General features: G+C 40.8%; 15 protein-coding genes and 1 riboswitch. Of the genes, 11 read left to right on the forward strand and 4 right to left on the reverse strand.

Features of this window, described 5'->3' with window-relative positions:
* The first annotated feature begins 175 nt into the window (after window positions 1–175).
* A riboswitch (TPP riboswitch) is annotated at window positions 176–267 on the forward strand.
* A gap of 74 nt (window positions 268–341) precedes the next feature.
* The 9 genes from DV424_RS01875 to trhP all read left to right on the forward strand — a co-directional run bounded on the left by DV424_RS01875 (window position 342) and on the right by trhP (window position 8,560).
* A complete protein-coding gene (locus tag DV424_RS01875; RefSeq protein ID WP_118858875.1) occupies window positions 342–1,064 on the forward strand; it encodes an ABC transporter ATP-binding protein in 723 nt (240 codons plus the stop codon).
* A 56-nt stretch (window positions 1,065–1,120) separates the two neighbouring features.
* Complete coding sequence (locus tag DV424_RS01880; RefSeq protein WP_239993566.1) at window positions 1,121–1,798, forward strand: ABC transporter permease; 678 nt, start codon at window positions 1,121–1,123, stop codon at window positions 1,796–1,798.
* A 25-nt stretch (window positions 1,799–1,823) separates the two neighbouring features.
* On the forward strand, window positions 1,824–2,768 hold the full coding sequence (locus DV424_RS01885) for an ABC transporter substrate-binding protein (RefSeq protein WP_118858876.1): 945 nt from the start codon (window positions 1,824–1,826) through the stop codon (window positions 2,766–2,768).
* A gap of 9 nt (window positions 2,769–2,777) precedes the next feature.
* Complete coding sequence (tenA, locus tag DV424_RS01890; RefSeq protein ID WP_005666624.1) at window positions 2,778–3,425, forward strand: thiaminase II; 648 nt, start codon at window positions 2,778–2,780, stop codon at window positions 3,423–3,425.
* Between the two features lie 14 nt (window positions 3,426–3,439).
* Window positions 3,440–4,231 (forward strand): hydroxyethylthiazole kinase, encoded by a 792-nt coding sequence (gene thiM, locus DV424_RS01895; protein WP_118858877.1) that lies wholly within the window; start codon window positions 3,440–3,442, stop codon window positions 4,229–4,231.
* Complete coding sequence (gene thiD, locus DV424_RS01900) at window positions 4,224–5,033, forward strand: bifunctional hydroxymethylpyrimidine kinase/phosphomethylpyrimidine kinase (RefSeq protein WP_105898246.1); 810 nt, start codon at window positions 4,224–4,226, stop codon at window positions 5,031–5,033. Before thiM ends, thiD begins: the two co-directional genes overlap by 8 nt.
* Window positions 5,034–5,043: 10 nt before the next feature.
* Window positions 5,044–5,724, forward strand: coding sequence for a thiamine phosphate synthase (thiE, locus tag DV424_RS01905; protein ID WP_118858878.1), 681 nt, complete (start codon window positions 5,044–5,046; stop codon window positions 5,722–5,724).
* Complete coding sequence (locus DV424_RS01910) at window positions 5,708–7,012, forward strand: MFS transporter (protein WP_118858879.1); 1,305 nt, start codon at window positions 5,708–5,710, stop codon at window positions 7,010–7,012. The genes thiE and DV424_RS01910 overlap by 17 nt, the downstream gene beginning before the upstream one ends.
* A gap of 168 nt (window positions 7,013–7,180) precedes the next feature.
* On the forward strand, window positions 7,181–8,560 hold the full coding sequence (gene trhP, locus DV424_RS01915) for a prephenate-dependent tRNA uridine(34) hydroxylase TrhP (RefSeq protein ID WP_118858880.1): 1,380 nt from the start codon (window positions 7,181–7,183) through the stop codon (window positions 8,558–8,560).
* A gap of 143 nt (window positions 8,561–8,703) precedes the next feature.
* Here trhP and ruvX read toward each other — a convergent pair whose 3' ends face one another.
* From ruvX to fadR, 4 genes are all read right to left on the reverse strand, one after another.
* Entirely contained in the window at window positions 8,704–9,129 is a 426-nt protein-coding gene (ruvX, locus tag DV424_RS01920; protein WP_118858881.1) for a Holliday junction resolvase RuvX, read from the reverse strand.
* A complete protein-coding gene (locus tag DV424_RS01925) occupies window positions 9,129–9,689 on the reverse strand; it encodes a YqgE/AlgH family protein (protein WP_118858882.1) in 561 nt (186 codons plus the stop codon). The genes ruvX and DV424_RS01925 overlap by 1 nt, the downstream gene beginning before the upstream one ends.
* Complete coding sequence (gene rsmE / locus DV424_RS01930) at window positions 9,686–10,423, reverse strand: 16S rRNA (uracil(1498)-N(3))-methyltransferase (protein WP_118858883.1); 738 nt, start codon at window positions 10,421–10,423, stop codon at window positions 9,686–9,688. Before rsmE ends, DV424_RS01925 begins: the two co-directional genes overlap by 4 nt.
* Before the next feature lie 61 nt (window positions 10,424–10,484).
* On the reverse strand, window positions 10,485–11,210 hold the full coding sequence (fadR, locus tag DV424_RS01935; RefSeq protein WP_118858884.1) for a fatty acid metabolism transcriptional regulator FadR: 726 nt from the start codon (window positions 11,208–11,210) through the stop codon (window positions 10,485–10,487).
* A 125-nt stretch (window positions 11,211–11,335) separates the two neighbouring features.
* On the opposite strand from fadR, the gene nhaB reads away from it, so the two are divergent.
* Both nhaB and dsbB read left to right on the forward strand, forming a co-directional pair.
* Window positions 11,336–12,880, forward strand: coding sequence for a Na(+)/H(+) antiporter NhaB (nhaB, locus tag DV424_RS01940; protein ID WP_118858885.1), 1,545 nt, complete (start codon window positions 11,336–11,338; stop codon window positions 12,878–12,880).
* Between the two features lie 9 nt (window positions 12,881–12,889).
* The gene (gene dsbB / locus DV424_RS01945; RefSeq protein WP_005632029.1) at window positions 12,890–13,423 is read left to right on the forward strand and encodes a disulfide bond formation protein DsbB; all 534 of its coding nucleotides are present in this window, start codon (window positions 12,890–12,892) and stop codon (window positions 13,421–13,423) included.
* Window positions 13,424–13,458: the final 35 nt, after the last annotated feature.

Consider the following 13,458-nt stretch of genomic DNA (forward strand, 5'->3'; position numbering starts at 1 on the left):
TATTTAGAAATAGTGTAAATATCTAATGGATAAAACCGCATTCAATTTCAATGCCTTTCCGAAGTATAAAATCGGAAAGGCATTTTTTATAAATTTAGTTTTTCTAAAAAATCATAAACCAAAGCCAATAAAATTCAGCCTTGTTTTATTTTTCATTGCAGTATAGAATTTTTCCTACTTTTAGTCGGGGTGCCACAAGGTGGCTGAGATGATACCCGTGAACCTGAAACAGTTAGCACTGACGTAGGAAACTAATATGCCAAAATACTTTCTCATTCTTCATACCTATTTTCATTCCTTTTCTGTCGTTACCTTTAGCCATTAATCCTTAGGTTAATGCGATGGTGCATATTCAGGATCTTAGTCTTGCTTTTGGTAAGCAGGTACTATTTAAACACCTTGACTTAACGCTTTTGCCTAATGAATGGGTGAGTTTACTTGGCTGCTCTGGTGTAGGTAAATCAACGCTTTTAAGATTAATTGCAGGGCTTGATACACAAGGGAAAATCCAAGGTAATATCATCTTTCATCCTAATATTCGAGTGGCATGGCTACCACAAAAAGATACCCTTTATCCCTGGCTTTCAATTGTTGATAACGTCCAATTAGAAAACGTACTATTTGGGAATAAATCTGCAAAAACAACTCTTCAAGCAAAAGCACTACTTGAACAAGTGGGTATGTCAGAGCATCTGCATAAAAACTGTGCTCAATTATCTGGAGGACAAAAACAAAGAGTGGCGCTCGCTCGAGTATTAATGCAAAACGCTGATTTAGTTTTACTTGATGAACCATTCTCTGCTCTTGACGCGATTAGTCGTTACCAATTACAAAACTTGACCCATGAACTACTAAAAAATAAATCTGTATTATTAGTTACCCATGATCCTCAAGAAGCATTGCGCTTAAGCCAACGTATTTTTGTATTACGTTCACCACAGCCTAATCAATCAGCATTATCGGCGGTAATTTTGCCCGAAGGTAACGCCCCGCGTGAGTTGCATCAAGCCAATTTATGGGCGTTGCAGCAACAATTATTGCAGGAATTAGGGGGCGAACAATGAAAATTCGCCTACTTAAACCGCTTTTAATTGTTGGCGTGTTGTTGATGATCTGACAAATGGTTGCAACCTTGGGCAGCTTTCCACACTACATTTTTCCCTCACCGCAAGCTGTAGGGCAGCAGTTGTTCACACACGCTGAACTGCTTTGGCAGCATACGCAAGTTACGTTGTTAGAAATCTGCTTAGGGCTGTTGCTAGGCTTTCTATTTGGGTTGATTTCGGCGTTGTTGCTCTCATTTTCTCGTCAAATTTCCGCTGTGTTATTGCCGATTTTGGTCATTTCGCAAGCGATTCCTGTGTTTGCTATTGCACCGTTGTTGGTGTTGTGGTTTGGCTATGGAATGGCATCCAAAATTGTGATGTCGGTGCTGATTATCTACTTCCCTGTCACGGCAGCTTGTTATGATGGACTACGCAACACCCCACAAGCGTGGCTCGATTTGGCGAGAACCTTTAACATTTCCCCTTTGCGTTTATTACTCAAAGTGCGATTACCTGCTGCATTGCCTGCATTTGTATCGGGCTTTCGTATTGCCGTTTCAGTCGCACCAATTGGTGCTGTAGTTGGAGAATGGGTGGGTTCATCAGAAGGGCTTGGCTATTTGATGATCCACGCCAATGCTCGTATGCAGGTAGATTTAATGTTCGCTGCGTTGCTGATCTTAGTGGCAATTTCGCTTTGTTTATATTTCAGCATCGATTGGCTACTACGCCGTTTTATTTGGCACGTTTAACACTTCATGACAAAAGGAGACAAAAATGAAGAAAATCATCCGTTATTTCAGTCTTTTAATGGGACTCACCGCCAGTTTTACCAGTTTAGCAAGAGAGAAAATTAGCTTAATGCTTGATTGGTATGTAAACCCTGACCACGCAGCAATCATCGTTGCTCAACAAAAAGGCTTTTTTGAAAAAAATAACTTAGACGTCGATATTATCGAACCCGCTGATCCATCGCTACCGCCTAAATTGGTTGCCGCAGGAAAAGTAGACTTAGCTATTAATTATCAACCTCAACTTTATCAACAAGTTGCAGAAGGATTACCTTTAGTGCGTGTCGGCTCTCTGATTTCCAGCCCATTAAATAGCGTAGTGGTGCTCAAAAATAGTAAGATCAAAACGCTTGCCGATCTGAAAGGGAAAAAAGTAGGCTATTCAGTTAGTGGCTTTGAAGATGTGTTGCTCGATACCATGCTCCATTCCATCGGACTCAGCAACCAAGACGTAAAATTGGTGAACGTGAATTGGTCGCTTTCGCCCTCTCTTTTAACTGGACAAGTGGATGCGGTGATTGGTGCATTTCGTAATTTTGAACTCAATCAGCTTGCTTTAGAAAAGCAAGAAGGTATCGCATTCTTCCCTGAACAATATGGCGTGCCTGCTTATGATGAATTGATTCTAGTTGCTAATAAAAACAGCGTAACAGATAAAAAAACATCTGCCTTTTTGACCGCACTTGAACAAGCCACAAGCTATCTGCAAGCTCACCCCAATGAAGCGTGGCAAGCTTTTGTAAGCTATAAACCGAACGAACTCAACACGCCATTAAACCAACTAGCGTGGAAAGACACGCTCCCCTTCTTAGCCAATAAACCTCGCCAATTAGACGTTAAACGTTATCAACAAATGGCAGAATTTATGCAACAAAAAGGCTTAATTCCAAAAGCCTTAGCGTTGAAAGAATATGCGGTAGAAATTAAATAAGGAAAAAAGATGATTGAACAACTCATTCAACAAGCTCAGCCTTATTGGCAACAATATATTGAACACGAATTTGTGCAACAGCTCGCAAAAGGTACGCTGCCAAAAGCTTGTTTTCAGCATTATTTGAAGCAGGATTACCTCTATCTGTTCCACTATAGTCGAGCCTTTGCTTTGGGTGTATATAAAGCAAAAAATTTTGCGGAAATGGAAATTCCTCGCAAAACGTTAGAGATACTCTGCCAAGAAATTCAATTGCATTTAAATTATTGCCGCCAATGGGGCATTAGCGAACAAGAGATTTTTGCTACTCAAGAAAGTGCCGCTTGTATTGCTTATACCCGCTATTTGCTTGATTGCGGCATGACGGGCGGTTTAGCTGAGCTTTATGCAGCCGTGACCCCTTGTGCTTTGGGTTACGCTCAAGTTGCCCGTTACATTACTCAACATTATCCTCGCTTACCGAACAACCCTTATCAAACGTGGATTGACACCTATACGAGCGAGGAATTTCAACAATCCGCCCAAGAAACCGTTGATTTTCTTACCGCACTTTGCAAACCGCTAAACCCAAGCCAACTTGCCGAGATTCAACAGATTTTCACCACCGCAACCAGAATGGAAATTGCGTTTTGGCAAATGGGGTTAGATTTGGCATAACAACAGGAGACAAAATGAAATCCATCTATCTATCCAAAATCCGTGAGCAGAATCCGCTCATTCATAACATCACCAACATTGTGGCAGCGAATTTTAGTGCCAATGGCTTGTTGGCATTGGGAGCTTCGCCATTGATGTCGGCAAATATCGAAGAAATGCAGGAAGTGCCGAAAATCAGTCAAGCGTTAGTCATTAATATCGGTACGCTGATTGGCAAGGAGCGGGAGGCGATGTTGCAGGCAGGAAAAACGGCAAATGAGGTCGGAATTCCTGTAGTGTTAGATCCTGTGGGTGTAGGGGCAACAAGCTATCGCCGTGAGACCGTTCGAGAGCTGTTAGCCGAGGTAAAATTTGCCCTGATTCGTGGCAATGCGGGCGAACTGGCTGCGATTGCAGGTGAGGAATGGCAGGCAAAAGGTGTGGATGCAGGGCAAGGCGAAGTGGATTTAAAAGCCGTTGCCGAGAAAGTGACTCAACGCTATGACTGTACGGTGTTGATTAGTGGGGCGGTGGATATTGTCAGCGATGGCACACAAACCGCGACCATTCACAACGGCACGCCATTGTTCCCGAAAGTCACGGCTTCGGGCTGTTTATTGAGTGCGGTGTGTGCTGCATTTTTAGCGGTAAGTGAAGGAAATTATTTTTCTGCGACATTAGAAGCCTGTGTAGCATACACCATTGCTGGCGAGCGTGCGGCACAAAGCTTAACCACACAAGTGGGACAATTCCAAATCCGTTTGTTGGACGAACTTGCTGCCCTTTCCCCTGAAATCATTAGACAAAGAGGGCGTATTAATGAGTAACGTGAAACAAGTTTTAACTATCGCAGGGTCAGACAGTGGCGGTGGGGCAGGCATTCAGGCGGATCTTAAAACCTTCCAAATGCAAGGCGTATTTGGTACTTCAGTAATCACGGCAGTTACGGCACAAAATACCCTTGGCGTGTTTGATATTCATACTATTCCGCTCAACACCATTACTGCCCAGCTGCAAGCGGTCAAAAATGACTTCCAAATTGCAAGTTGCAAAATCGGCATGTTGGGCAATGCAGAAATTATTGAATGCGTGGCAGATTTCCTTGTTGATAAACCATTCGGCACGCTGGTGCTAGACCCAGTGATGATCGCCAAAGGTGGTGCACCGTTATTGCAACATCAAGCGGTGAGTGCGTTAAGCCAAAAATTGCTGCCATTGGCAGACGTGATTACACCAAATATTCCCGAAGCAGAGGCTTTAACAGGCATTGCAATTGTAGACGATACTAGTATTCAACAAGCCGCAAAAGCGTTGCAAAAACAGGGGGCGAAGAATGTGATTATTAAGGGCGGACATTCGCTCAATTCACAAAACCAACAATGCCAAGATTGGATCCTTTTACAAAACGGCGAATATTTCGCTTTGCAAAGTCCACGTTTTGATACGCCTCATACGCACGGCACAGGCTGTACCTTTTCTGCCTGTTTAACCGCAGAGTTGGCGAAAGGCGAACCGTTGCAAAGTGCGGTAAAAACAGCGAAAGATTTTATTACCGCTGCGATTTCTTACCCGTTGAATATCGGGCATGGACACGGGCCTACAAATCATTGGGCTTACAGTCGCCTTTAAGGATTGAAAGATGCAAAATATTCAAAAAATCTTACCGCTTTACTTTGTGGCAGGCACGCAAGATTGCCGTCATTTGGGCGAGAACTTGTCAGAAAATTTATTATTCGTGCTTAAACAAGCGTTAGAAGGCGGAATTACCTGCTTTCAATTTCGGGATAAAGGCAAATTTTCGTTAGAACATACGCCCTCAGCACAGAAGGCATTGGCGATGAGTTGTCGTGATTTGTGCCGTGAATATGGCGTACCGTTTATTGTGGACGACAACGTTGATTTGGCGTTGGAAATCGAGGCGGATGGTATTCACGTTGGGCAAAGCGATATGCCTGTGCAAGAGATTCGAGCTAAAACAGATAAACCGCTGATTATTGGTTGGTCGGTGAATCGTTTAGATGAGGCGAATATTGGAGAAAATTTAGCGGAAATTGATTATTTTGGAATTGGACCGATTTTCCCAACGCAATCGAAAGAGAATCCGAAGCCAACGCTAGGAATGGCGTTTATTCAAACTCTTCGAAATGCGGGCATAACGAAACCGCTTGTGGCAATTGGTGGAGTGAAGTTAGCTCACGTTAAAACCTTACGAGAATTTGGGGCAGACGGTGTGGCAGTAATTACAGCCATCAGTCACGCAAAAAATGTTAAAGCAGCAACAAAAGCATTACGGGAGGCAAGCGATGAATACGCAAAATAGTCTAAAACAGGTTGCGACGGCAACAATGGTCGGCACCGCAATTGAGTATTTCGATAACTACATTTACGCAATGGCTGCGGTATTGGTATTTAACCATCAATTCTTCCATGCCGTAGATCCACTTTCAGGGCAGATTGCCGCCCTTTCCACTTTAGCACTCACTTTTATTGCTCGTCCTTTGGGAGCAATATTGTTCGGGCATTTCGGTGACCGTTTCGGGCGGAAAAATACTTTTGTGATGAGCTTGCTGTTGATGGGCGTTTCCACTGTGGTTATCGGTTTGTTGCCAACCTATGACAGCATCGGTATTTGGGCAACAATTTTGCTCTGTTTATGCCGTATTGGGCAAGGTATCGGTTTAGGCGGAGAGTGGGGCGGTGCAGCGTTAGTTGCGGTCGAAAATGCTCCCGAAGGTAAACGTGGTTGGTATGGCACTTTCCCACAACTGGGGGCCCCGCTTGGCTTGTTGTTAGCAAATGGCGTGTTCTTGGGCATTACGGCAATTTTCGGGCAAGAAGCTATGGCTGAATGGGCGTGGCGGATACCGTTTTTATCTTCCGTTATCTTAGTGGCAATTGGCTTATATGTTCGCCTAAAACTGACTGAAGCCCCGATTTTCCTCGCGGCACTTAACAAGCCAAAACCTAAACGCTTACCAATGTGGGAAGTTCTCACAACCCATTTCAAGCCGTTTTTCTTGGGGATGTTAATTTGTATTGCAGGCTATGTGCTGTTCTACATTATGATTGCCTTTAGCCAAATTTACGCCAAATCTGCCCCAACGGTTTCAGAGGCAGGATACGCAATGGGATTAGGATTTTCCCCGCAAATTTTTACCGCTTTATTGATGGCAAGCGCGGTTTCTTTGGCAATAATGATTGCCGCTTCGGGCAAATATATCGATAAAGTTGGTCGTCGTATTTGGCTCATTTGGACAACTGTTGGTGTTGCGATTTTTGGTTTATCCTTGCCGTTATTTCTCGAAAACGGTACAACTACCAGTCTGTTTTGGTTTTTATTCATCGGTATGGGGTTAATTGGAATGGGCTATGGGCCATTAGCGAGTTTTTTACCTGAACTCTTCCCTACTCACGCCCGCTATTCAGGTGCTTCTTTAACCTATAATATTGCAGGCTTATTCGGGGCAAGTGTTGCGGCAATCATTGCCTTACCGCTGAATGCTCACTACGGCTTAAAAGGTGTGGGGATTTATTTAACCCTAAACGCTGCGTTGAGCTTGATTGGATTATGGTTTATTTCAGAAACGAAAGATAAATTACTATCCTAAGATTTGAGGAATTAAATACAACCTATTAAGCGGTTAAATTTTACATAAAATTCTACTAAGAATTTAACCGCACTTTCCTTTACAAGCCAAATATTTTCTCTACAATACCCGACCTAACGATTTGCCTAGCGCAAATCCCTGACCTGAAATCAGACAAAAGAGAATATTATGACAACCCAATTCAAACCAGAATTACTTTCCCCTGCTGGCTCCCTTAAAAATATGCGCTATGCGTTTGCTTATGGTGCAGACGCCGTTTATGCAGGACAACCTCGTTATAGCTTACGTGTACGCAATAATGAATTTAATCACACCAATTTGAAAATCGGGATCGATGAAGCCCATGCGCTTGGCAAAAAATTCTATGTAGTGGTGAACATTGCACCGCATAATTCCAAACTCAAAACCTTTATCAAAGATTTACAACCTGTGATCGACATGGGCCCTGATGCCTTAATTATGTCTGACCCAGGCTTAATTATGTTGGTGCGTGACAACTTCCCAGATATTGATATTCACCTTTCTGTACAAGCAAATGCCGTAAACTGGGCAACGGTAAAATTCTGGAAACAAATGGGGTTAACTCGTGTGATTTTATCGCGTGAATTGTCCATTGAAGAGATCGCAGAAATTCGCCAACACGTACCCGATATCGAACTCGAAATCTTCGTACATGGTGCGTTATGTATGGCATATTCTGGCCGTTGCTTACTTTCTGGCTATATCAACAAACGCGACCCAAACCAAGGTACTTGCACCAATGCTTGCCGTTGGGAATACAAAATGGAAGAAGGTACCACGGATGAAGTGGGTAACATCGTGCCTAAAATCGATCCCGCTCAACAAATTGAAGTGAAAAATGTAGCGCCAACCTTGGGCGAAGGTGCAGTAACGGATAAAGTTTTCCTTTACACCGAATCACAAAAACCAGATGAGCAAATGACCGCTTTTGAAGATGAGCATGGTACTTACTTTATGAACTCGAAAGATCTGCGTGCCGTACAACACGTAGAAAAATTGACCGCACTTGGTGTGCATTCTTTAAAAATCGAAGGCCGTACTAAATCCTTCTATTACTGCGCAAGAACCGCTCAAGTTTACCGCAAAGCCATTGATGATTCAGTAGCGGGTAAACCATTTGATGAAAGTTTAATGGATACGTTGGAATCCCTTGCTCATCGTGGTTATACCGAAGGTTTCTTACGTCGTCATACGCACGATGAATACCAAAATTACGAATATGGCTACTCTATTTCTGATCGTCAACAGTTTGTCGGTGAATTTACTGGTAAACGTAACGAACAAGGTATGGCTGAAGTGGCGGTGAAGAACAAATTCCTACTTGGTGATGATGTAGAAATGATGACCCCTCAGGGTAATATCAATTTCAAAATTGAAAAAATGCTAAATCGTAAAAATGAAGCGGTTGATGCAGCACTAGGTGATGGGCATTTTGTGTTCTTAGACGTACCACAAGATATCAACTTAGACTACGCCTTATTAATGCGTAATTTAGTCAATAGCAATACAAGAAATCCACATAATTAAATAACAAAAAATTATTTGTTAAAAAAATGTTGCATTTTTGTATTTTATTATTATAATACGCTGCATACCTGATTTGTTAATTCAACAACTCATAGTATGACTCCAAATATTTTTGCCCTTTCAGCTTTTGAAAGGGCTTTTTTTTATTCAGAATATTCTGTGACCTCAAACCAACTTTCTAGAATCAAACAAGCAGAGATCCCATCTACTTTGCCTTTTTTTAAGGCACGAAAACCGCCTCTATCAAAAATTTCACTGCGTGCCTCTGTTGTTGTTAGACGTTCATCTTGCAACTGAACATTAACGCCAAAACGCCCTTGTAAACGATTTGCAAATTTACGAGCACGCAAAGTGAGATCTTGTTCTGTTCCGTCCATATTTAAAGGCAAACCAACAACGACAATATCTGGTTTCCATTCTTTCAAGCATTTTTCGATCGTATCCCAGTTTGGAATACCATCTTGTGCCTTAAAAGCAGGCAAGGCTTGTGCTGTGCCAGTAATACTTTGTCCTACAGCACAGCCAATACTTTTGGTACCAAAATCAAAAGCAAGTGCAGTAATTCCCATTAGCTATGCCCCACTTGTGCAAACACAAAATTATGTGGGTGAATACCAAGTAATTGATTCGCCGCAACATATCGCTCATCATAAGGCATATCAAATAAAATCTGATCATTCGCAGTCGCGACTAACCAAGCATTATCAGTGATTTCTTTTTCTAATTGCCCAGACTCCCAGCTAGAGCATCCAAGCGCGATAAGATATTTTTCTGGTGCAAGTTCAGAACCTAGCGTCTCTATCACATCAGCAGAGGTTGTCATTGAAAGATCATCCGTAATTTTATAAGTATGCTGAAATTCATTAGGTGTATTCTTATGTAGAATAAAACCTCTTTCGCTATGCATAGGGCCACCTGCAACTACCATTTCATTGCTAAAAGTGCGGTCATTTTTCATCATAAAATTGAGTTTTGAATAAAGTTCCGCAATGCTTAAATCTGTGGGCTGATTAATCACTAACCCCATCGAGCCTTGCTCATTATGCTCGCACATAAACACCACTGTACGATTAAAATAATCATCTAAGTGTGGCATCGCGATCAAAAATTTCCCTTGTAACTCCATCATTCACCTAAATCTCCAAAACAAATTTGTAGTGCACTGATCGCCGCAAGCGATGCAGTTTCAGTACGCAAAACACGCTTTCCTAATAAAATTTCAGTAAATCCTTGCTGTTCAGTTTGTGCAATTTCTTGTGCAGATAATCCACCTTCTGAGCCAATTAATAAGCGAACGCCTTCAACGGGAATATTCGGTAACGTTTTAATAGAATATTGCGCACGTGGATGCAAATTCAATTTTAGCGCGCCGTCATTTTCTGCACACCAATCTTGCAATTTCATCAGTGGACGAATCTCTGGCACAATATTACGGCCACACTGTTCACAAGCAGCAATCGCAATTTTTTGCCATTGTTGGATTTTTTTATCCATGCGTTCGCCATCAAGCTTTACGCCACAGCGTTCTGACCATAATGGCGTAATCACATTCACACCCAATTCTACCGATTTTTGAATGGTAAATTCCATTCGCTCTCCGCGAGAAATCACTTGTCCCAAATGAATTTTTAAATTGGATTCTTTATCCGCAAACTCACACCCCAAAATCGCTACCTTTACCGCTTTTTTATTTGACTCAATAATTTTGGCTGGATAAATATGATTAGAACCATCAAAAAGCTCGATTTGTTCGCCTTTTGTCATTCTTAACACGCGTCCTACATGGTTTGCTGCGTCTTCTGAAAGCTGACATTGAGTTTGATTTTTAAGGGATTCAGGATGATAAATTCTTGGTATGCGCATAATGTTTATCTATATTAATGAAAAAGTGCGGTTAAAATTCACCGCACTTTTGATGTTGAAATTAATCCGAAAAGTTCTGCGGCAATCGGTCTAAAATAGCTTTCCAATAAGTTGAAGAACGTAAATTGTGTTTACGAATACAGTCCACCACCGCATCAGCATTTCCCGCAAGGCAAATTTGTTGCATTTCTAAATAGAATGTTTTTGTAAGTTCTCGATGTTTTTCTTCTTTAAAAAATAAAAAACCAATTCGCTGGTAAACACCTTTCAAACTATTAAAAATTAAACGATAAAAGGGTTTATTAGCCACTACGGTAAATTGACGAAATAATTTGTAATCAAATTCTGTGTAATCTTGCGCCGTATTTTGTAATTGATCTAATTCATCAAAAAGTGCGGCAGATTGTTGAGGAGAATTTTTTACTGCCTCATAAATATAAGATTCAGACATTTTACTTCGCAAAGATAACATATTGTCAATAATCAAAGGTGCTGACTGCATATCTAAGCCGATTAGCGTTTCAATAATATTCGGCCCTGCCGTGTCCCAAATATTATTTACTTTTGTGGGCTTACCGTGCTGAATAGTCAGCCAACCATCACGCGCTAAACGTTGTAAAACTTCACGCAAAGTGGTGCGAGTCACTCCGATCTTATCGGCTAAATCACGTTCTGATGGTAAATTACTGCCCGCGGGAAAAACATCTTGCCAAATGCTTTTGACAATATATTCTTCTGCTAAGGCTGCTGGACTTTGGGCTTTTAAAATATCGTTATCGTTTTGCATTACAATTAAAAATCAGATAAAAATCAAAAAAAAATGCAATTTTATAAAAAAATTACTCAGTTTTTATTATCCTTTAAAGGGGGATATATTACAATGTTCACGTGATAAAAATAATGGAGTTTTCTATGACAAACACACAAGCTTTTATGAAAAACTTTCTTGGGGCAAGTCCAGAATGGTATAAGCTCGCCATTGTGGTTTTTCTTATTATTAATCCTATTATTTTCTTTTTAGTCAGCCCTTTTATTGCGGGTTGGTTACTCGTTGCAGAATTTATTTTTACGCTAGCAATGGCATTAAAATGCTATCCTTTACAACCAGGCGGCTTACTAGCAATTGAAGCCATTATTATAGGGATGACTAACGTAGAACACGTAAAAACAGAAATTATGGCAAACTTTGAAGTAATCCTGTTACTGATGTTTATGGTGGCAGGTATTTTCTTTATGAAACAATTATTACTTTATGTATTCACCAAATTACTTGTAAAAATTCGTTCTAAAATCGCACTTTCTTTAGCTTTCTGTTTTAGCGCAGCCTTCCTATCAGCCTTCCTTGATGCATTAACGGTTGTTGCCGTAATTATCAGCGTAGCAATGGGATTCTATGGTGTTTACCACAAAGTCGCATCAGGTAATAATTTAATTGATGCCGTTGATATTGCCGATGATAGAAAAATCGCGACACAACACCATGAAACCTTAGAAAAATTCCGTTCATTCTTACGTAGCTTGATGATGCATGCTGGCGTCGGAACCGCACTTGGTGGTGTAATGACAATGGTGGGTGAACCACAAAACTTAATCATTGCCGAACAAGCCAAATGGAACTTCATCGAATTTTTCTTCCGCATGGCACCAGTTACGGTTCCAGTATTTATCTGCGGATTGCTCACTTGCTTCTTAGTCGAAAAATTCAAATTATTCGGTTATGGTGAAAAATTACCTGAAGACGTATGGAAAATCTTGTCAGATTTAGACCGCACTAATTCAGAGAAAATGTCTAAACAAGACAAAATTAAATTAGGTGTGCAAGCATTAATCGCAATTTGGTTAATTCTTGGATTAGCCTTCCATCTTGCAGCAGTAGGCTTGATTGGTTTAAGTATCATTATTTTTGCAACTGCATTCACGGGTGTGACTGATGAACATACTATCGGTAAAGCATTCCAAGAATCCTTACCTTTCACTGCATTGCTCGTGGTATTCTTTTCAGTGGTTGCCGTAATTATTGATCAAAAACTTTTTGCGCCAATCATTCACTTCGTTCTTTCTTCAGAAGAAAATACACAGCTTGCCTTATTCTATGTATTTAACGGCTTGCTTTCTTCTATCTCTGATAACGTATTCGTTGCAACGGTTTACATCAATGAAGCCAAAGCAGCGTTAACGAATGGCGTAATTGCTCCGCACCAATTTGAATTGCTCTCTGTTGCAATTAATACAGGGACAAACTTGCCGTCAGTAGCAACACCAAATGGACAAGCCGCATTCTTGTTCTTATTGACTTCATCGCTAGCGCCATTAATTCGTCTTTCTTACGGAAGAATGGTTTATATGGCTTTACCTTACACGATTGTACTTTCGATCATTGGGTTACTGGCTATTGAATTTATCTTACCAGCTGCTACTATTTGGCTAGCAAACTTAGGTTTAATTTTTCCAATTTAAGGAGAAAAAATGCTCGCACTTTTAAAACAATTTTCTGAAAAACGTTCTGCATGGTTTCTGCTGGCATTCTCAAGTTTAGCACTAGAATCTACCGCACTTTACTTCCAATATGGAATGGGATTACAACCTTGTGTACTTTGCGTGTATGAACGTTTAGCAATAATTGGGTTATTTATTGCGGGCATTATAGGTTTACTTCAACCTCGCGCTTTAATCATTCGATTAATCGCTTTGGCATTGGGCTTATTCAGTGGCATTAAGGGATTATTGGTTTCATTCCGTCATCTTGATTTACAAATGAATCCAGCCCCTTGGAAACAATGTGAATTTATTCCAAACTTTCCTGAAACTTTACCGTTTCACCAATGGTTTCCATTTATGTTTAGCCCGACTGGCTCTTGTAATGAAAGTCAATGGTCATTATTTGGTGTGACGATGGTGCAATGGTTGGTATTTATTTTTGCAGTATATGTGATAATTCTTGCTTTATTATTAATAGTGCAAGTAGTCAAAACACGAAAACAAAGAAGAATATTTAATTAAAAGAAAATACGGTGAAATTTCACCGTATTTTTTTA

It is taken from the genome of Haemophilus haemolyticus (assembly GCF_003493605.1).
Taxonomy (GTDB): domain Bacteria; phylum Pseudomonadota; class Gammaproteobacteria; order Enterobacterales; family Pasteurellaceae; genus Haemophilus; species Haemophilus haemolyticus_J.